19 protein-coding genes are annotated in these 19,263 nt (G+C 38.7%); 10 read left to right on the forward strand and 9 right to left on the reverse strand.

All coding sequences use genetic code 11. The annotated features are described in order from the left end of the window. Positions 1–12 precede the first annotated feature (12 nt). From A5482_RS12600 to A5482_RS12620, 5 genes are all read left to right on the forward strand, one after another. Positions 13–735 carry an FHA domain-containing protein gene (locus A5482_RS12600; RefSeq protein ID WP_069791800.1) on the forward strand — a complete coding sequence of 241 codons (723 nt, stop codon included), beginning with the start codon at positions 13–15 and terminating at the stop codon, positions 733–735. A 68-nt stretch (positions 736–803) separates the two neighbouring features. After that, positions 804–1,496, forward strand: coding sequence for a COP23 domain-containing protein (locus A5482_RS12605; RefSeq protein ID WP_069791799.1), 693 nt, complete (start codon positions 804–806; stop codon positions 1,494–1,496). 182 nt (positions 1,497–1,678) lie between these two features. Then, complete coding sequence (locus A5482_RS12610; protein ID WP_069791798.1) at positions 1,679–2,101, forward strand: BlaI/MecI/CopY family transcriptional regulator; 423 nt, start codon at positions 1,679–1,681, stop codon at positions 2,099–2,101. 138 nt (positions 2,102–2,239) lie between these two features. Further along, positions 2,240–2,977, forward strand: a complete 738-nt coding sequence (locus A5482_RS12615) for a M56 family metallopeptidase (RefSeq protein WP_242412022.1) — start codon at positions 2,240–2,242, stop codon at positions 2,975–2,977. A 115-nt stretch (positions 2,978–3,092) separates the two neighbouring features. Continuing rightward, the gene (locus A5482_RS12620; protein WP_069791796.1) at positions 3,093–3,539 is read left to right on the forward strand and encodes a cupredoxin domain-containing protein; all 447 of its coding nucleotides are present in this window, start codon (positions 3,093–3,095) and stop codon (positions 3,537–3,539) included. A 180-nt stretch (positions 3,540–3,719) separates the two neighbouring features. Here the strand turns inward: A5482_RS12620 and A5482_RS12625 are convergent, their stop codons facing one another. The 7 genes from A5482_RS12625 to A5482_RS12655 form a co-directional block, all read right to left on the reverse strand. After that, positions 3,720–5,183: a BCD family MFS transporter gene (locus A5482_RS12625; protein ID WP_069791795.1), complete on the reverse strand. Its 1,464-nt coding sequence runs from the start codon at positions 5,181–5,183 to the stop codon at positions 3,720–3,722. Between the two features lie 141 nt (positions 5,184–5,324). Next, complete coding sequence (gene purE / locus A5482_RS12630; protein WP_069791794.1) at positions 5,325–5,855, reverse strand: 5-(carboxyamino)imidazole ribonucleotide mutase; 531 nt, start codon at positions 5,853–5,855, stop codon at positions 5,325–5,327. Between the two features lie 111 nt (positions 5,856–5,966). Then, positions 5,967–7,112 (reverse strand): CO2 hydration protein, encoded by a 1,146-nt coding sequence (locus tag A5482_RS12635; protein WP_069791793.1) that lies wholly within the window; start codon positions 7,110–7,112, stop codon positions 5,967–5,969. A 200-nt stretch (positions 7,113–7,312) separates the two neighbouring features. Beyond that, positions 7,313–9,013, reverse strand: a complete 1,701-nt coding sequence (locus tag A5482_RS12640) for an ABC1 kinase family protein (RefSeq protein ID WP_069791792.1) — start codon at positions 9,011–9,013, stop codon at positions 7,313–7,315. 221 nt (positions 9,014–9,234) lie between these two features. Next, positions 9,235–9,582: a phage holin family protein gene (locus tag A5482_RS12645; protein WP_069791791.1), complete on the reverse strand. Its 348-nt coding sequence runs from the start codon at positions 9,580–9,582 to the stop codon at positions 9,235–9,237. A 148-nt stretch (positions 9,583–9,730) separates the two neighbouring features. After that, the gene (locus A5482_RS12650) at positions 9,731–10,669 is read right to left on the reverse strand and encodes a DMT family transporter (protein WP_069791790.1); all 939 of its coding nucleotides are present in this window, start codon (positions 10,667–10,669) and stop codon (positions 9,731–9,733) included. A 143-nt stretch (positions 10,670–10,812) separates the two neighbouring features. After that, on the reverse strand, positions 10,813–12,411 hold the full coding sequence (locus tag A5482_RS12655; protein WP_069791789.1) for a CTP synthase: 1,599 nt from the start codon (positions 12,409–12,411) through the stop codon (positions 10,813–10,815). A 420-nt stretch (positions 12,412–12,831) separates the two neighbouring features. Here A5482_RS12655 and gloA point away from each other — a divergent pair, with 420 nt between their 5' ends. Next, a complete protein-coding gene (gene gloA / locus A5482_RS12660; protein WP_069791825.1) occupies positions 12,832–13,221 on the forward strand; it encodes a lactoylglutathione lyase in 390 nt (129 codons plus the stop codon). Between the two features lie 76 nt (positions 13,222–13,297). Here gloA and rsmH read toward each other — a convergent pair whose 3' ends face one another. Next, positions 13,298–14,179, reverse strand: coding sequence for a 16S rRNA (cytosine(1402)-N(4))-methyltransferase RsmH (rsmH, locus tag A5482_RS12665; protein WP_069791788.1), 882 nt, complete (start codon positions 14,177–14,179; stop codon positions 13,298–13,300). Between the two features lie 98 nt (positions 14,180–14,277). Here rsmH and A5482_RS12670 point away from each other — a divergent pair, with 98 nt between their 5' ends. The 4 genes from A5482_RS12670 to A5482_RS12685 all read left to right on the forward strand — a co-directional run bounded on the left by A5482_RS12670 (position 14,278) and on the right by A5482_RS12685 (position 18,657). Next, positions 14,278–14,742: a hypothetical protein gene (locus A5482_RS12670; RefSeq protein ID WP_069791787.1), complete on the forward strand. Its 465-nt coding sequence runs from the start codon at positions 14,278–14,280 to the stop codon at positions 14,740–14,742. A gap of 192 nt (positions 14,743–14,934) precedes the next feature. Further along, positions 14,935–15,144 (forward strand): DUF7219 family protein, encoded by a 210-nt coding sequence (locus A5482_RS12675; RefSeq protein ID WP_069791824.1) that lies wholly within the window; start codon positions 14,935–14,937, stop codon positions 15,142–15,144. Between the two features lie 175 nt (positions 15,145–15,319). After that, the gene (clpB, locus tag A5482_RS12680; protein WP_069791786.1) at positions 15,320–17,953 is read left to right on the forward strand and encodes an ATP-dependent chaperone ClpB; all 2,634 of its coding nucleotides are present in this window, start codon (positions 15,320–15,322) and stop codon (positions 17,951–17,953) included. Between the two features lie 152 nt (positions 17,954–18,105). Next, positions 18,106–18,657: a thylakoid membrane photosystem I accumulation factor gene (locus A5482_RS12685; RefSeq protein WP_083260492.1), complete on the forward strand. Its 552-nt coding sequence runs from the start codon at positions 18,106–18,108 to the stop codon at positions 18,655–18,657. Positions 18,658–18,767: 110 nt separating this feature from the next. Here the strand turns inward: A5482_RS12685 and ruvX are convergent, their stop codons facing one another. Then, positions 18,768–19,187 carry a Holliday junction resolvase RuvX gene (gene ruvX, locus A5482_RS12690; RefSeq protein ID WP_069791785.1) on the reverse strand — a complete coding sequence of 140 codons (420 nt, stop codon included), beginning with the start codon at positions 19,185–19,187 and terminating at the stop codon, positions 18,768–18,770. Positions 19,188–19,263: the final 76 nt, after the last annotated feature.

The raw sequence follows: 19,263 nt of genomic DNA on the forward strand, positions 1-19,263 counted from the left end.
AGGCAATAGTTCATGACACCCATTATTTGTCCAAAATGTGGATATAGTAATCAAGATGATAGTAAATTTTGTACTTTTTGTGGTCATCACATGGAATTCCCTGTACAAAATTTTAAAGTCAATTTTGACTCAATAGTTAGTGAAGCGCAAATAGTTCAATCTTTAGAAGATGAAAGTATCACAGAAATTAACACGGGCGATAATTTTCTCATACAGGTAAAAAATAATTTATCCCAAACACCTGATGATAGTGAAGATGATATACCCACTATTGCTAACTGGAACATTCCTACAGAATTAGACACTACCATTGATGAAGATAACTCTAGTCCTCGAACAGTTATTGATGTTCGGGTTGCTAACTCAGTTAATAAAAAAAGTCTTGCTTTAATTAATCCTGATACTAATAAACAATTTATTTTTTCTGAAGACAAAAAAATATTTTATTGTGGAAGATATAACGAAGATTTTTCTGTAGATATGGACTTTTCTGGACTTCCCCATAGTGATATTGTCTCTAGGGTTCATTTCATCTTTCACATTGACTCAGACAATTATTACATAGAGGATGCAGGAAGTTCTAACGGTACTTTTTTAAACGGAAAACAGGTAAAAAGTGGTCATATTCATCGTCAAAAAATTAATATTGGAGATGAAATTCGGTTAGGTAAAACCTCTCAATTAAAACTTCTCTTTCAAGAAATTGAAAATGTCGTTTATTCTCCTTCTGAATAAATAGCTGAGGTATGATGAAAAAAAGATAATTATGTTTAATTTTTAAAATACAAAAAGAGAATAAAAAAATGAAAAACAAATTAGTAGCTTTGACCATATTATCAGGGTTAAGTTTCGGCACTTTAACACAAAATTCCCCTGCGATCGCCCAAAATCGTAATCTTTATCGTTGTGTCATGAAAAACGATGCACCCACCACTGTGGTAGATACCCCCAGAGGACGCATTGATTTGATTGTCTGGAAAACAGAAATTCCTCGTGGATGGTCTCCCGTGAGAAGATGTCAAGAGATTACTAAAAGATTTCAAGCATTTTCTGACCGTGGCGCATTACGTTATGTCACCAGCGGACGCTTGAATAATCAACAGGTTATCTGTGTGGCAGAAAACCGTCCCGGAAGAGGCATTAGTTGCCGTAATGATGGATTATTGCTAACTTTACAACCTAATGATAATCCTCAACAGGTTATGGAACAACTATTTGATATTTCTGCGAGGGTAAGAGGCTCTAATCCTATCACCAGAAGTATTGAGGGGGGAAATATCTTAGCGGTTAATCGTTTTTTAGCGGAGGTTGAGATTACTGAGGATGACGAAGATATAGAAGTTATTGATATTACCGATAAAGATATTGACGAGATTTCTGATTTAATAGATGAGGAAGAATTGGAAGAAGATAACCAGCCTGTGGTAACTCCCGCACCTTGTTCCCCTGAACAATCAGATTTACAACCTATGGAAAAACATGAAGACCTTGATTAGGTAATGAGATAAAGTAGTTCGGGTGCGCTGAATAAATCAAAATGAAGGCACAAAACAGGAGTGTAAAAAATTAATTTTGATTACTCCATCTTCTCGCCCTCACGACTTCTCTTTTTCCGCAACGCTTACTCCGTTTACTGATACCATGGAGTCAAAGTTAATTGCTCATAGTCTAATTTGTCATGTCTTTTTTACCAAAATATCGACCCCAAAAACTCTCTCTAGGATTTTTGGAAGAGGAAATTTTAGAGATTTTGTGGGATTTAGGAACAGCGACAGTGAAAGAAATTCACGATCGCATTTTAGCAGATCCGGATCGTGAATTGGCCTATGCTTCTGTCACCACGGTTTTACATCGTTTAACGAAAAAAGGCTGGTTAAAATATCATAAACAAGGACGGGCTTTTTGTTGGACTCCTTTAATTTCTCGCTCTCAAGCCCAAGCTATTCAGTCCTATGAGCAGTTACAGAGCTTTTTGGCCGTTAGTAATCCTGACTTGGTAGCTTCCTTTGCAGATAGTCTTGATACAGCCAGTGTAGAGCAAATAAGTGCGATCGCCTCTCGCCTAGAACAAATTCGCAAACAAAGGAAACAGGAGGATTAAATGCACTTTCTTGTAATTTTTCTTGCCATTATATGTGCTTATATAATCCGTTATATTAGCCAGATTTCCTTTTTTAAAAACAAGAGAAATTGGAGTTATTCATTATTCTTTTTTATTGCCCCTGTATTACTAATTTTAATGAGTAGTATCGCCATTGTCACCATGGGTTATAAAGGACAAATGTGGGGATTTCAGGCAACCATTATTAGTTATATATTAGCGTGGCTATGTTTAGGATTTGCCATTATTAACTTACTAATTTATGCCATAGAAATCAAGTTTATTTCTCAAAAAATAGATAAATTTAAAGAAAAAGAAGTATTAGGGCAACAGGTTAAAATTCTAGAAACATCTTTTCCCTATGCTGGATTAATGGGTTTTTCAACCCAGGAAAAAGGCTTTTTAAAATCTTTGAATAAATCCTATCTAGTCTTAAGTAAAGGGTTGATCCAATTATTATCAAAAGAGCACCTACAAGCAGTAATAGCCCACGAAAATGCCCATCAACTACACAATGACCCTTTAATATTTTTCTGTTTATCCTATTGTAAAAGAATTACTTTTTGGTTGCCAAATAACGATATTCTTTGGCAAGACTTAGTACTATTGAGAGAGTTGAGAGCAGATAATACCGCTTCAAAATCCGTCGATTTCTTATTATTGGCAGAGTCTTTATTAATAGTTACTCAAATAGCCATGAAAGAAAAAAGTCCCCTTGATAATAGTATGGTATGCCCATTTATTAATTTCCGACTCAATGAGAGAATAGATGCATTAATAAATGATGATGATAGCTTTCGTAATTTCCGCTGGTATCAACTAAGTTGGATGCTACTCGTATTTGCTCCCTTTTTTACTATTCCTTTTCATCATTAAAAATTTGGATTAACCATCAAAAAAATTACTCTACATCTTCAGAAAAACAACTTTTAAAAGTGTGCGTTAGAATACAAACGCAACTTAATATTTTTTTTGGAGGATAATTAATTCTATGGTTAGAGCAAAAACTATCGTAAAATCATTACTAGCAGTTGTCGCTCTTACTGGTTTAGCAGCTTGTCAGACTGAATTAGAAGTTCCCAATGATGCTGTCTCAGGAGATGGCACTGTGGATGAAAATGTGATGCTGAATACTCAGCCTACTATTTCCGTTGCCATGAATGCTGAGGGTAGAGAGTTTTCTCTTGATGGAGATGAAGAAGCAAACCCTACTTTATCTGTACCTCAAGGCTCTATGGTAGAGGTTACTTTCTGTAGCACTGGGGGAACCCATGACTGGGTTGTGGACGAGTTAAATGTTGCCACAGAACAAGTTAGTGACGGTGATGAGTGTAGTACAGTGCAATTTACCGCCGATCAAGTGGGAGAATTTGAGTATTATTGTAGTGTGGGCAACCACAGAGAAGAAGGAATGGTGGGAGTTTTGATCGTAGAATAATTCACTTAACACCTATCGCTCAATCTTTAGTCTGTTATGGGTAAGTTTTTATTAGGTTTGTTCAGCCCCAACCTAGTTAACTTCAATTCGGGTTAAAGCTATATTTATTTTTCTGGAAATTTATAGGATTTTCAGACTACGAGAAAATAATACTTTCAGCTTATCCCGAACTCAGGTTAATTAATCTAAATCTCCTTCCATAACTAATTCTGTGGCTTTGCGGGTAGATTCTTTAAATTCCTTAATATTTACTTTATTGAGGAGTAAGATCGCCCCAAGCGCCACCAAGGCTTCACAGAAAAAGACGCTACTGTATGCCAGCCAAAGGTTTGAGCCAAATATAAATTTACCAATATCTAAAACCCATCCCCCAAGGGCGATCGCAATGCCCCGTGCCATAGCCTGAGATAAACCCCAAGCCCCCACAAAAGTTCCAGCAGTTTCAGCTACGGTCAAATCCAACATAAGACTTAGAGAGCCAATGGTGGTAATCCCCGCGGCGATACCAAATAATACCATCGTACCTTTAAGGATAGATTCATTCTGAGTTAATCCAGCAAAAATGATTAAGACAAAACAGATAGCCACCAATAAACAACCAATTCTAGTGGCATTTTTCTTACCAATACGAGGTATTACCAAAAATCCAGTGGCACTATAACCCAATAAAATTCCAACCCCCCAAAAAGAGTTGAGCAAAGTAGTTTCCCCGATGCCCATACCAAACACATCTCCCCCATAGGGTTCCAACACAGACTCCTGCATAAATAGGCTAGTGGTCACCATCATCAAGAAAAAGAAAAAGATAGCTGTTTGACGGGAAGAAGTTAGTACCCTCAAAGCTTGACGTAAACCTATATTTTGTTCTCTAGCTTCATTACTGGCGCGTAGATGAAAGCGAGAATACTTTTTCTCAATATTCCAAGTACCAACAAAGGCGAGAATCACTACCACCCCAGCAACTAAAAGGAAAAGCATATTAATGGGAGTTTGTAAATCTGCCACAGAAATTAAGGGATTTTCTTCCATTTCCCCCACCGCTAGGCTTCCCAAAAATACATTACCTGTAATACCTCCAATGACAATACCCACCATTAACATTGACCAAATGGTCGCAACAATTTTAGAGCGACTTTCTTCTTCGGAAATATCCACTAATAGGGCAGTAAAAGGGGTTGAACTAGCACCAAGGGCAATGCCATGTAAAATAAACATGATACCCAAACCCACAGAAGTGCCAATGGTAACAGGATTCCATTGCCAACCATTATTAACTTCAATGTTTGTGCCGAGTATCCAAACCAATTGCACCGCTATCAGGATTGTCACCCCAGCCATGACGATTCCTGTGCGAATATATCCCGTGCGGTGAAATCCAAACAGTTTTTTGCCGTCGGATAGTTGTCCTAGCCACACTCGAATGGGAGCAACAAGTTGAGATAGGGCAAGAGTTCCAGCGGCTATACTTGCCGGGATAGCGAGTTCTGTAATCATCACCCGATTTAATACTGCTAGGGTTAAGACAGCCATTAAGCCTACCCCCAAATTAAATAAACCTAGTCGTAGGATAGTAAATATGCTTAAATCTGGTGGCACTGATATGGCATCATCGATGTCGGTGTGTTGATAATTATTTGTGGTCATTTTCGAAAAATATATATAAGTATTATTCTTATCTATTATTACTTAGGGTTTGATTAATAAGTGTCAAGCTAATAAACAGCAATGGAGTATGGTTATTTAGCGCACCCTAGCTATTTATGGCCTAACCTATCAATGCCTAAATTATTTGTAATACTTTTGTAGATAATTTTGATAACCTATTTTGTCCAACTCCTCTTGTTTACCGTCAACCATTTCCTTTAACTGCTCACTATATGCTTGGACTTTTTCCAATAATGCGGGTTGTTGTGAGGCTAAAATTCTGATGGCTAGTAAACCAGCATTTTGGGCGTTGCCAATGGCAACGGTGGCCACAGGAATCCCTCTGGGCATTTGCACAATGGAGTAAAGGGAGTCTAAACCATTGAGTTGTCTAGTTTGTACGGGTACTCCAATGACGGGTAAAGGAGTTAGGGAGGCTACCATACCTGGTAAATGGGCGGCACCTCCTGCCCCTGCAATAATTACTTTGATGCCTCTTTTGTGGGCGTTTTGGGCGTACTCTACCATTTTTGTGGGGGTACGATGGGCCGATACTATTTCCACTTCACAGGGTACTTCAAATTGTTCACAAATGGCGATCGCACTTACCATGGTAGGCAAATCAGAATCACTACCCATAATGATTCCTACTTGGGCTGTTTTTTGTTCCATATTTAAATTAAATTGAGAAAATTCACGGGTTAAAATTTATTGCACAGAATAAGGGGAAACCTTCAGAAAATCAAGACCAGTTTCTTTCATCCCATCCAAGGTTTATCCATATTAGAGTTTTAAAACATCGGTATTAACATTAACGAGACAGGAAGAAACAAAACGATTCATCCAACCCTCCAAAAATTTGCGATTAGCCAACATTTCTTGCTCATCCTTAGTACCTAAAGGATGGGGTGCTAAACCTTGTAAGGCCGCGGTGGTTACACAATACATAGACTTTTGGAAACTAATACATATTTTAACTAACAAGTCATCTTCCCCTCGCAAGGAATTTTTATATAAACTATGGAGATAATCAGGGATATAGTGACGCATATCCTGCATTAACAAAGTGGGTGGAACCCCTGCACTGCCTACGGGTAAGGGATCAGCATATAAAGCCCCATAGGTAAAATCCTCTTGCCCATGGGGTACTTGATTGGCTTGGGCATTGTAAGAAACTGTACCTAAGAAAGGAAATCCACGAAAGAAAACCGCCTCTACGTAAGGCACAGCTGTTTCCATCAAAAAAGTTAATCCTGCTTCTTCGGGAATGATGGTATATATTTCCCCTTTTATGTCCACCTCAAAGGTAATGGGGCGAGAGGCATCGGCAACCAAGCCATCTAAAATGTGTTGTACCACATCGGGAATAGAATTTATTTCCCCTGCGTCATAACGATCAGACAAACTGAGGAACATATCGCTCATTACTCGCCAAAATTGTCCTAGGGCGGCGTAATATGCCGACATCTTAGCTTGTTCTAGTAAAAAATTGGGAAAAATCTTGTTTAATCCGAGGATGAAGGGATTACTTTTTAATTTTGCTTCTATGGCGCGATCGCAATTAACCTTAAACTCTTTACTATCCACATACTCATCTAATTTTCCTCCTCCATGCCAGAGCATTCCTCGCATACAATATTCTGCATATTCGTAATTAATGCGATCGTGCCACCAATGTTTTAGTAACTTGGAGAAAGAAACATCCCCGTTAAAATATTTAAAAAATGGGAATAGCACCAAAAACTGATATTTAGCAATATAGTTGAGATTATCAGAATATTTATCTAATACTACACCATAGGATTTAAGAATCCCCACCACTTCCAGAAGATTATTAGGATTATCTTTTAAAAGGGCATCTCCTTGCTCAAATTTGTGGATATATTCAGCTAAAGGATGTTGTGATGGTTGAATAGGAGTAGTGACCATAGGCTATTATGCGCAACTATAAACGATTTTTATTTTACCACCATCAGGAGTTATCCGTTCGGATTCTCTTTTGTCGTAAGAGCAATCCCAAAGGGATCTACTTTGCCCCATGCATTTACAATAATAGTTAAAGTCAGTATCACATTCTATATCAACTCGTGGCAAGGGGTTGTAACCCCTTGTTTTGATAAAAAAGAGGATTAATTAGAACCCGTTTGAACTAAATCAAGGGAAAAGTTTTTGACCGCATTTACAGCGACATCAAACAACTTACGGGGCTGCAAATCCCCTTGTACCAGTTGCCACAACCTTCTTACCTCTTCGGTGTGTAACCTATCATCTTCTACCAAAGCAGAGATAATTTGACGGCGTAAATAGTCTCCTTCATCCGATACTAGATACTGAAACCCTAAACCTGCGGTGGGCAAAAGGTCAAATTTATGGTCAGATTTAGCAATTTGAATCATATTCTCTAATCTTTCCCATTGGAATTTATCATCCTTAAATAATACCTCCAAGAGTCGGCGACGCATGGCGGGGGATTCTTCGGTTAATAAACGACGGGAAATATAAGGGAAAGACACCTCAACAATTTTAAAATCAGGATTGAGGCTGAGGGCTAACCCCTCTTGGGTAACAAGAGAGCGAATAATCAGAGCAAATTTCGCTGGTACACGGAAAGGATACTCATACATCAACTCAGAAAAATCATCGGTGATGGTTTTAAAGTTGAAGTCAGCCACACTTTGTCCCACGGCATTACCCAATACTTTTTCCAAGGCGGGAATAATGGGGGTAATATCAGTATCAGCGGTTAAAAAGCCTAAATCCACAAAGTCCCTGGCAAGGGCTTCATAGTCACCGTTAATCAACTGTACAATAGATGAAGCGATGGTTTCTTTGGTATGTTCATCTAGTTGATCCATCATGCCAAAGTCTATGTACGCCATTCTACCATCTGCCATGGCAAAAAGATTACCTGGATGGGGGTCAGCATGGAAAAATCCATGTTCTAATAATTGCCTTAAGCCTGAAGTAACGCCTACTTTGATAATATCACTAGGGTCTAATCCTGCGGCTCGAATGCTATCAAAGTCGTTTAGTTTACAACCGTTTATCCATTCGAGGGTTAATACTTTGTGGCTAGTATAACGCCAGTAGATATGAGGAACTTTTACATCATCGTCATCTCTGAAGTTAGCGGCAAATTTTTCAGCGTTTCTGCCTTCGTTGATGTAGTCGATTTCTTCAAATAGTTTGATTCCAAATTCATCGACAATGAGGGTTAAATCGTGACCTAAATTTAGGGGCAAAAAGGGGGCTATCCATTTTGAACCCAATCTGAGTAAATATAAATCGAGGGTGATAACGGGTAGCAGTTTTGGTCGTTGTACTTTGACTGCCACTGCTTCCCCTGTGTGCAGGGTGGCTCGATATACTTGCCCTAAACTAGCGGCGGCCACTGGATTGGGGGAAATTTCTTTGTAGGCTTGATTCACGGGCATATCAAGCTCTCTTTCAATTATATCAAAGGCGGTTTCGTTATCGAATGGGGGAAGTTGGTCTTGTAGTTTGATTAATTCTTCGAGAAAGTCTGGTTTTATTAAGTCTGGCCGAGTGGACAGGGCTTGACCAACTTTTATGAAGGCAGCTCCCAAGGAGGTAAGAATTTTTCGGAGTCTTTCGGCTCTTTTTAGTTTATTTTTTTCTTCTTGATTAAAAATTTTGTCTAAATATAATTGAATGACAAAAACGCTAAACAGGGTAACTATTTTTAGGCTACGGAATAACCCTAACCAAGGACGATTATTGTAATAACGTGCGATCGCCCTTGGATCATATTTTAGGATAGAATCAGATTCCTGCCCCCGTTGTGAGGCTATAAATGATGAATATGTCACAGGTGCTGATGTTTTTATTAATTTTTTTATACTTGTTATCTATTATACAGACTAATCAGGCGGTGCTGAAAAAGTGTTGCATTTAGGGTAATGGGAAATATTTATAACTTATTCCCTAAATTATTTTGATTCAGGGGAAAACATAACAATATTAATTGTTTTTTAAATACTATTAATTGAAGCCTAATATAATTTATTAGAACAGTTATAAAAATATTTTTTTAGTCGTCTTTTTTGAAAAACTGATCTAAAAATCCACTAACAAAAGATACAATAATTGAACCAAATAAAGCATCAAAAAAACCATCTACGGCAAACCCGGGGGTAAAATAACCGACGAGGGAAAAGCAAATGGCATTAATAATCAATAAAAATAGCCCTAGGGTAAGAATGGTGAAGGGTAGGGTAAAAAGCACAAGGATTGGACGAATAATGGCATTGATAATACCAAAAACAAAAGCACCGATTAAAGCGGCGAGGGTTGTATCAATGGATATTCCTGGTAAAAGTATCTCGGCAACTAGCATGGATACTGCCGTGACGACGAGGGTGATTATAAACTGTGGCATAATATTTAATGTTTATTATGATTTTTCTTTATTCTAATATGAGAATGGAAAAATAATAGAGAATAAATTAAGTATTGTTAAAATTTTGTTCATTTTCTATGGCATATTTCACATTGTATTAATTGGTTAATCATTAAGAATCCATCCGTTATAATTCTTTTTTTCCCTTAGATGTTGAGCTTTTAAATTCAGATATAATCACCCCTATTAAGAGGATAATTGCCCCTAAAAAAACAGCCATAGGGGGAATCTCTTTGAATAGTAAAAAGGCTAAAAAAGTAGAACCTACAGGCTCTAATAAAATAACTAATGATACGGTGGTAGGGCTAAGATGACGCAATGACCAATTAAAACTGGTATGTCCTATGACTTGAGAAACGATCGCCATTAGCACCAGATAAACATATACTTGGGGTGAATAACCTACATATCCCGTGCCAAAAATGATGGGTAAGGGTAGTAAACATAAAGCGGATGTCAGATATGCGATCGCCACATATTCTCCTATTTTTAAACCTCGTTGTTGTGCCTGATTGCCCAAAAGTATATAACCACTAGCAAACCAGCTACCCAAAAGCGCAAGGAATGCCCCCAATAAAGGATTACTACCCACTGTATCCCCACCATTACCACCCAAGGCTATTATGATACTACCCCCAAGGGCGATCGCAATTCCTAACCAATTACGAAACTTTAGCTTAACCCCCCACAACCACCAAGACAATAACCCCACCCAAAGAGGATTTGTCGTCACAATGGTTACAGAAGCAGCCACCGAAGTAAAACTAAGGGAAGTTATCCAAGTGGCAAAATGAAAAGCCAGACATACTCCCGCCCCCATGGCCATAAAAATAGAGCGAAAATCGGTTTTGATGTGTCTTAAATTGCCGTAGGTAGGAGTAAAAATAATGGCAGTGATGAGTAAACGAGAAGAAGCCATAAACAAACTAAAACCAACATTATTAACTCCTGCTTCCTGCTGACAAAGTCGCACAAAAATCGCCGCCATGGAAACTGCAAAAACGCCGATAGTTAAAATAATTCGGACTTGCCAAACATTGGGCAACTGTTTGATTTTTGATAACATTACGCCTCATATCCTCCCTTACCTGTAGGTATTTTTTTTCCACAAAAGTAAAAGGAGGACTTTCTATGGATAATTAAACCTTTAATGTATTTCAACCTAAACCTTTGCCGACATAGGTTTCTACGTCCTCTAGCACCACCCCATTAAAGATTATTTATACAGGCTTGTACAAACCCAGAAAATAGCGGATGGGGTTGATTGGGGCGAGACTTAAACTCAGGATGAAATTGGGTAGCAATGAAGAAAGGATGATTAGGTAACTCAACAATTTCTACCAAACGGCCATCGGGGGATGTACCACTAATTTTGTAACCAGTTTCGAGGAATTTAGTGCGATAACCATTGTTAAACTCATAACGATGACGATGACGCTCATAAATTACCTCCTCTTTGTATAAAGAATAAGCAAGGGTATCAGGGGCAAGGCGACAAGGATACAACCCTAATCGCATGGTACCACCTAAGTCGATTACGTCCTGTTGTTCGGGTAAAAGATTAATAACAGGATTGGGGCTTTTTTCGTCAAATTCGGCACTGTTTGCCCCCTCTAGGTGGGCGATATTTCTACCCCATTCAATGACGCTACACTGCATCCCCAGACACAAACCGAGGAAGGGAATACGATTTTCCCTCGCATATTCAATGGCTTTTACCTTACCATCTACCCCCCGATTACCAAATCCCCCGGGGACTAAAATTCCTTGAACATGGCTAAGATATTTCTCCGCACCATTAGTTTCGATGTCTTCCGCATCTACCCAACATAACTCAATTTCGCTTTCTTCATGGATTCCTGCATGGATAAGGGCTTCGACTACGGATAAATAAGCATCACTGAGTTGAATATATTTACCAACGATCGCAACTTTTAACTTATGATTAGGAGACTGCATTTTTTGCACCAAATTTTCCCATTTTTCGAGATCAGGGGTACGATTTTCCAGACGCAATCTTTGTAATACTTGTTCTGCTAATCCTTCTTTTTCAAGGATTAAAGGCACTTCATAAATGCTACTAGCATCGGAGGAGGTGATCACAGCTTCAGGAAAAACATCACAAAATTCGGCTATTTTATCCTTTATATTACTAGGTATAGTGCGATCGCACCGACAAACCAACACATCAGGCTGAATCCCCAACGAGCGCAACTCCTTCACAGAATGTTGAGTCGGTTTAGTTTTCAACTCCCCTGCCGCCGTAATCCAAGGAATAAGAGTAACGTGCATATATAAAACATTATCGCGCCCCACATCCTTCCTAAACTGACGAATAGCCTCAAGGAAAGGTAAAGATTCAATATCCCCTACCGTGCCACCAATTTCCGTAATTACCACATCAGGACTATTATTTTTAGCTACTCGATGGATGCGATGCTTAATTTCATTAGTAATATGAGGAATTACCTGCACCGTTGCCCCTTGATAATCACCCCTTCTTTCCTTATTGATTACCGATTGGTAAATAGAACCCGTGGTAACACTATTTAACCTCGAACTAGAAGTATCTGTAAAGCGTTCATAATGTCCCAAATCTAAATCCGTTTCTGCCCCATCATCGGTAACAAAAACCTCCCCATGTTGATAGGGACTCATGGTACCAGGATCTACGTTAATATAGGGATCTAACTTAAGGATAGATACAGAATAGTTACGGGATTTGAGCAAACGCCCCAAACTCGCCCCCACAATACCTTTTCCAATACTAGACACAACCCCACCCGTGACAAATACAAATTTAGTCATTTCTAATAGAAATTTGTTGAGAATTTAAAATAATAGTTAGCGATAAAAATAAAGTTACCGAAAATTAAATCAAGCCCATGGTAGAATTCATCAAAAAAAACCCTTCTCCCCTCAGAATTTTAAACCCTTTCGAGGGCAAGGATATTATATAGCTTGTTATCTTCCTTTCCCATGGCTCAAGTCAAAAGAAGAATTATATTAAGACACTTGTTTTTCAGTAACATCATAAAAGTCATCCATCCATTGTTAACCCTTGATCGTTTCTTGTCAATCGCTAATAGGGAGATAGGGGGCAATAGGCAATGGGCAATGGTTTAAGTCTTTTGCTTTTCTGGGGGGAATCACCCCATGGGAGAGGATATTTATTTACGGGGATTTCATGGCACAATAATCCTAGTGAGTTATTCAGGAGTTATATTTATGCGTCTTTTACATACCATGCTCAGGGTAGGCAATTTGGAAGAGTCTATCAAGTTTTATTGCGATGTGTTGGGTATGAAGTTGTTAAGACAAAAAGACTATCCGGGGGGAGAGTTTACCCTTGCTTTTGTGGGTTATGGGGATGAGTCTGATCATTCTGTCATTGAGTTAACTTACAACTGGGGTAAGGATAGTTATGACATTGGGGATGGTTATGGACATATTGCCCTTGGGGTGGATGATATTTATACTACCTGCGATAAAATTAAATCCCTAGGCGGTAAAGTAATCAGAGAACCAGGACCTATGAAACATGGTACTACAGTAATTGCTTTTGTGGAAGATCCTACGGGATACAAGGTTGAGTTGATTCAAACTAAGGATAAGTGATGAATTTAAAAGATTTGGAATAAGTTAAGACACAATAACCTTAACTGTTTGTTTTTACCTCCCACTATTTCTCACTTTAAGTGTCGATTTTCTTCTCTGCTATTCTCAGTTTAGCAGAGCGCGATCGCCCATTAACCTTTTGCTCTTCTTCTGTGGGAGTAAGGGGTTTTTTGGTAATTATTTTTAAGATGTCACTATCCCGAAATTGATACTTAACGATTCTATCTTCGAGACTGTGAAAACTAATAATGGCAATTCTGCCTTCTGGTTTGAGCCATAGCGGGGCCTTGCCCAGAAAAGAGGTAAGGGAGTCCAACTCTTGATTTACGGCAATGCGTAGGGCTTGGAAAGTCCTTGTGGCGGGGTGTATTCTACCATAACGGGCTTTGGGGGGGTAACAAAGGGCGATCGCACTGGCTAACTCCGTGGTGGTGGTAAAAGGGCGTTTTTCCAGAATTTTTCGAGCAATGCGACGGGATAATCTTTCCTCCCCATACTGGTAAATTAAATCAGCAATTTCTTTTTCTTGCCAATGGTTCACAATTTTTTGAGCCGTCAAAGACTGATTTTGATCCATTCGCATATCCAACTCCCCTTCATGACGGAAGCTAAAACCCCGCGAACCATGGTCAAATTGAGGAGAACTAACTCCCAAATCAGCCATAACACCATCAAATTGATTTTCCTTCCCTTGAAAATCGGCAAAATTGCCATGCCAAAAAGTAATTTTTTCTAAATAAGAAGAAGGTAATCTATCACGGACAGAGGCGATCGCATTTTCATCCCGATCAATCACCGTCATTGTTATGCTATCATCACGACTCAACAAAATTTCTGTATGTCCTCCCCCTCCCAAAGTAGCATCAAGATAGTGTCCATGGGGCTTAGGATTAAGGCTATCTACCAATTCTTGGGCAAAAACGGAAATATGGAAAAAATCGGCAGAAGATGAGGTCATACAATATGATGGTAAATATTAATTACATTGTTGGATTTTTGTTATTATTTGTCAACAGTTAATTGTTAACATGAAAGAGCAGGAAACCTTATAAAGTTATGACTAAAGCTGTTGTTTACTCTATCGTCGCCACAATATTTGTTAGCGGTTGTTTCCCCTTGGAGAATGTTGACCAAAACTCCCTAGCTAGTCAACAACAAACTTTTTATGCTCCACAAGATTCCTCGGGAGATGAAATACCTACCGATATTTTTAGTGTCATTGAAAATGAAAGAAAAAACAAGATAAAACGTCCCACAAATACCGAAGAAAGACGGCAAATGTTTTATGATGAGTTACCCCCTAATTTTCATCAATTGCCAAGGAGTGAACAAATCAAAATTCGAGATCAGCTAATGTATTCTACCATGGTTGAATTTCGAGAACAATCTGACATAAATGGTGTTAATCAAGATATTTATGAATATGATTTACCATCTTCGAACAATGGTAATACAGGTAATTCTTCCTCCCATGTAAATGTTTTTGATTATGGTATTCCTTACAGTGGTAAAGAGGAATAGTGAGTTTCTAAGATTACTTAAATATTTCAAAAAAAACAAAATACTTAGTATAAAAAAATAGTAATTATTAGACTTGTCAAGCTAAATTTAAGCTCTATTCCTCAAGATTTATTTTTTAAGCTAAACTGTTGATAACTATGTAATAAAAAATAATTTTAAGTCGTGGATAATAATAAAGCTGATAAAGAAAATATGCTCTATCCCCGTAGTCCTTATCGTGGAGATTTTACCCCAGAAAATTTAGTATTCAATGCTAATTTACAAGAGTTCGCCCAAAAAGTAAGCTATATTTGTAATTTAGAAACCAACGGAAAAGTAAGCTCAAATCAGGCTTATCAACAGATAAGAGGATTATGGAAAGAGCTTAAAAGCAGTATGAAAAATTTAAATTTAGAAGAATAAATAGTTTTTGGTTATGGCTACTATCAAAAATTATCATCAATGGGAATTTAAAACTCTTCTAAACTTCCTTCCTTTACTCCCACCAGCATTAGGAGAGGGTAGGAAGTATGGTAATAGGTGACAATTGGTTAAAAAAAGTTAATAATTAATACAAGTCACCCATAACTGATAGATAATGCAGCCAACTGATCCGAATAAATTTACTGAGAGTGCTTGGGATGCCATTGTGCGATCGCAAGAAGTATGTCGTAATTTCAAAAATCAAAATTTAGAAGTAGAACATATCATTTTGGCACTGTTGGAAGAAAACACCATCGCAGGGCAAATATTCACCCAAGCCAAGATAGATTTACCTACCCTCGAAAAACAATTACGCACCTTTGCCACTCGTCAGCCAAAAATGTTCAGTGTCAATCAACTGTATTTAGGGCGGGGTTTAGACTTACTGCTGGATAGGGCAGAGGCTTGTCGAGAAAGTTGGCAGGATGACATTATTGGGGTATCCCACATTTTGACTGCTTTTTCTGAGGATGAGCGCATTGGTAAGCGCACCCTACGCACTTTTAACCTCGATGCCCAAGATTTTCAGTTACAGATAAAATCTTTTAAAACAAGTATCGAACAAGCAGAGGAAACTACTCAAGAGCAAGAAAACCAGGAAGGAGAAGAAAAAGAAGGAGCTCCCCTGGACAAGTATGGTCGAGATTTGACAGAACAGGCAAAAGCTGGAAAACTAGACCCTGTAATCGGTAGGGATGATGAAATTAGGCGCGTAATTCAGGTGTTATCCCGTCGTACCAAAAATAATCCCGTGCTGATTGGGGAGCCTGGGGTGGGTAAAACTGCGATCGCCGAGGGTTTAGCTCAAAGAATTGTCAATGGAGACGTACCAGAGTCTCTCAAAGATAGACAATTAATCTCCCTCGACATGGGTAGCCTCATTGCAGGGGCAAAATACAGAGGACAATTTGAAGAAAGATTGCGCTCAGTCTTAAAAGAAGTAATCGAATCCGATGGACAAATAATTCTCTTTATCGATGAACTCCATACCGTCGTCGGTGCAGGTTCTAGGGAAGGGGGTGCCATGGATGCAGGAAACCTCCTCAAGCCCATGTTAGCAAGGGGAGAACTGCGTTGTATCGGGGCTACCACCCTTGATGAATACCGTAAGCATATCGAAAAAGATCCTGCCCTAGAGCGCCGTTTTCAGCAGGTGTATATCAAACAGCCCACCGTGGAAGATACCATTTCCATTCTACGGGGTTTAAAAGAGCGTTACGAAGTCCATCACGGGGTCAAAATTACCGATTCTGCCCTTATCGCCGCTGCTACTCTGTCTCACAGATATATCACAGATCGTTTTCTCCCTGACAAAGCCATTGATTTGGTGGATGAAGCCGCCGCAAGGTTAAAAATGGAAATCACCTCCAAACCTTTAGAATTAGAGGCTTTAGACCGTCGTTTGTTACAGTTGCAGATGGAGGAGTTATCTCTACAAGGGGAAGGAAAAAATGATAAATCTGCCCAAGAAAACCTCGAGCGCATCACCGCAGAAATTGATGAGTTGCAGGAGAAACAAAAGGGATTATCCTCTCAATGGCAGATAGAAAAGGAATTTTTGGATGAAATTAAGACCCTAAAAACCGAAGAAGAGCAAGTGCGCCTAGAGTTGGACAAGGCGGAAAGAGCCTATGATCATGAAAAAGCGGCTCAAATTAAGTATGGTAAATTAGAAACCCTCCAACATGACATCGAAACTAAGGAGACAGAATTACTCAAAATTCAGTCCCAAGAAAACGCTATGTTACGGGAAAATGTTACCGATGCAGACATTGCGGAGATTGTAGCGGGTTGGACAGGGATTCCTATGAATCGCCTATTAGAAACTGAGCGCCAAAAATTACTCGAACTAGAATCCCATCTTCAAGAAAGAGTGGTGGGGCAAGGGGAAGCCGTGGCGATTGTTTCTGCGGCCATCAGACGGGCTAGGGCGGGGATGAAAGATCCTAGTCGTCCCATAGGTTCATTCCTGTTTATGGGGCCCACAGGGGTAGGAAAAACCGAATTAGCGAGGGCATTGGCGGCTTTCCTCTTTGATTCGGAAGATGCCATGGTGAGAATTGATATGTCGGAATATATGGAAAAACATTCTGTATCTAGGCTTTTGGGAGCGCCCCCAGGGTATGTAGGATATGAGGAAGGAGGACAACTTTCCGAGGCGATTCGTCGTCGTCCCTATTCTGTGGTGTTATTGGATGAGGTGGAGAAGGCTCACCGAGATGTTTTTAATATTCTTTTACAGGTATTGGATGATGGTAGAATTACCGACAGTCAAGGGCGATTGGTGGATTTTCGTAACACTATTATTGTCATGACTTCTAATATCGGCAGTGAGTATATTTTGAATTTAGGGGAAAATGATACTGATTATGAGCAAATGCGATCGAAAGTTTTAACTTCCTTGCGTAAACATTTTCGCCCCGAATTTTTGAACCGTATCGATGATTTAACGATTTTCCACAGTCTCAAGAAAGAGGAGTTACGCCACATTGTGACTCTACAATTAGCCCGTTTACAAAGTCTTTTGGGTGAGCAACAAATTAAAATTGAGCTAACCCCAGAGGCTCAGGATTATATTGTTAATGTGGGTTATGACCCTAATTATGGTGCTCGTCCTCTCAAACGGGCAATCCAAAAGGAATTGGAAAACCCCCTTGCTACCAAAATTCTTGATCTTACTTTCTCCGAAGGGGATACGGTGTTGGTGAAATATGAGGATGAGAAGTTAGTTTTTGCTAAGGCAGAGTAACGAATAACTAATCATGGCGATGTTAATCTTAACCATTCCCCATTGCCTATTCTCCATCTCAAGCACTTTTTCATAAATTCCTAAATAGGGCGAGAGTGATAAGATAATTGTTTGTTGAGAAAAATATAGTTATTAATTTTTTGATTATTCTGATGTTAAAAAGAGTTATTTTAGTTTTCTTGTCTTGTCTTTGTTTGTGGGCTAGTTATCCCCTCAGTAGTATGGCAGAGATAGATAGCGATCGCTACGACGGTAATATTTTTGTGGTATATGCTGGAAATGGATCCTTAGTACCCCCTCGTCTTACTCTCAAACAATCTTTTGAACGGGAATTACCTGCCATCTTGGTTTATTATTTGGATGATAATAGCGATTCTAAGGAGTTTGCTTTTATTGTTTCTCGTTTTCAGGAATTTTATGGACGGGCTGCTAGTATTATCCCTGTCAATGTCGATACTATTCCTATGAAAAAAAATTATACCCCCGATGAGGTGGGATACTACTATGAAGGAATTATCCCTCAGACAGTAATTTTAGACCAGAATAAAAAAGAAATTTATAACGGCAAAGGTATCATCGAGTTTGAAGAAGTGGACGATGTTTTAAGAGATTTATTTAATCTTTTACCTCGCTCGGAATCTGTGCAATTAAAAAGAAAAACTTTCAATGAGTTTAATAGTGAGTTAGTGCCTGAAGATAAGTAATTTTATGAGGGGTTTAACCCCTTACTTACTAAAAAATAAGTTGTTATCACATTAAGGTTAATTTTGTTAAACCAATCTAATATTTTGTGAGAGGTTCTTTATGCTAACTATTAACTTCTACTATCTAGCCAGAGTTGTAGAATTATAGCTGCGGCCCGTTTATCAATTAAACCTTTATTTTGCCGAGAATATTTTTTACTACTCCTGAGTTGCTCTTCTGCTTCTACGGAAGTAAATCTTTCATCTACAAATTCTAAGGCTAATTGGAGGCTATGGGCTAACCTTTGGGCATATTTCATAACTTGTTTAGCCTGAAAGCCAATTTCCCCTTCTTTGTTGTACGGTAAACCGACGACTAAAATAGTTGCTTCTCTTTCTTTGATGATTTCTTGAAACTTGAGAATGTCATCATCAAAAGAACCACGTTCAACTGTAGTTAATTCTGTGGCTATTATACCTAAACCATCACATCCTGCCACACCAATTCTTCTTAGCCCTATATCTAAACCGAGGGCAGATAATTTTTTCATGTTGTCACTTTGTTTAATCACACCATCAAATGGAAGTCACTGTTTTATCAGTAATTTTCAAGGTTAAGTTTATCAA

Source organism: Cyanobacterium sp. IPPAS B-1200 (assembly GCF_001747005.2).
Taxonomy (GTDB): Bacteria; Cyanobacteriota; Cyanobacteriia; order Cyanobacteriales; family Cyanobacteriaceae; genus Cyanobacterium.

Excerpts from the sequence above, each read along its gene's own strand:
- A5482_RS12600 (WP_069791800.1), top strand. The coding sequence starts at position 13 with ATGACACCCATTATTTGTCCAAAATGTGGATATAGTAATCAAGATGAT.
- A5482_RS12605 (WP_069791799.1), top strand. The coding sequence starts at position 804 with ATGAAAAACAAATTAGTAGCTTTGACCATATTATCAGGGTTAAGTTTC.
- A5482_RS12610 (WP_069791798.1), top strand. The coding sequence starts at position 1,679 with ATGTCTTTTTTACCAAAATATCGACCCCAAAAACTCTCTCTAGGATTT.
- A5482_RS12615 (WP_242412022.1), top strand. The coding sequence starts at position 2,240 with ATGAGTAGTATCGCCATTGTCACCATGGGTTATAAAGGACAAATGTGG.
- A5482_RS12620 (WP_069791796.1), top strand. The coding sequence starts at position 3,093 with ATGGTTAGAGCAAAAACTATCGTAAAATCATTACTAGCAGTTGTCGCT.
- A5482_RS12625 (WP_069791795.1), bottom strand. The coding sequence starts at position 5,183 with ATGACCACAAATAATTATCAACACACCGACATCGATGATGCCATATCA.
- purE (WP_069791794.1), bottom strand. The coding sequence starts at position 5,855 with ATGGAACAAAAAACAGCCCAAGTAGGAATCATTATGGGTAGTGATTCT.
- A5482_RS12635 (WP_069791793.1), bottom strand. The coding sequence starts at position 7,112 with ATGGTCACTACTCCTATTCAACCATCACAACATCCTTTAGCTGAATAT.
- A5482_RS12645 (WP_069791791.1), bottom strand. The coding sequence starts at position 9,582 with ATGCCACAGTTTATAATCACCCTCGTCGTCACGGCAGTATCCATGCTA.
- A5482_RS12650 (WP_069791790.1), bottom strand. The coding sequence starts at position 10,669 with ATGTTATCAAAAATCAAACAGTTGCCCAATGTTTGGCAAGTCCGAATT.
- A5482_RS12655 (WP_069791789.1), bottom strand. The coding sequence starts at position 12,411 with ATGACTAAATTTGTATTTGTCACGGGTGGGGTTGTGTCTAGTATTGGA.
- gloA (WP_069791825.1), top strand. The coding sequence starts at position 12,832 with ATGCGTCTTTTACATACCATGCTCAGGGTAGGCAATTTGGAAGAGTCT.
- rsmH (WP_069791788.1), bottom strand. The coding sequence starts at position 14,179 with ATGACCTCATCTTCTGCCGATTTTTTCCATATTTCCGTTTTTGCCCAA.
- A5482_RS12670 (WP_069791787.1), top strand. The coding sequence starts at position 14,278 with ATGACTAAAGCTGTTGTTTACTCTATCGTCGCCACAATATTTGTTAGC.
- A5482_RS12675 (WP_069791824.1), top strand. The coding sequence starts at position 14,935 with ATGCTCTATCCCCGTAGTCCTTATCGTGGAGATTTTACCCCAGAAAAT.
- clpB (WP_069791786.1), top strand. The coding sequence starts at position 15,320 with ATGCAGCCAACTGATCCGAATAAATTTACTGAGAGTGCTTGGGATGCC.
- A5482_RS12685 (WP_083260492.1), top strand. The coding sequence starts at position 18,106 with ATGTTAAAAAGAGTTATTTTAGTTTTCTTGTCTTGTCTTTGTTTGTGG.
- ruvX (WP_069791785.1), bottom strand. The coding sequence starts at position 19,187 with ATGAAAAAATTATCTGCCCTCGGTTTAGATATAGGGCTAAGAAGAATT.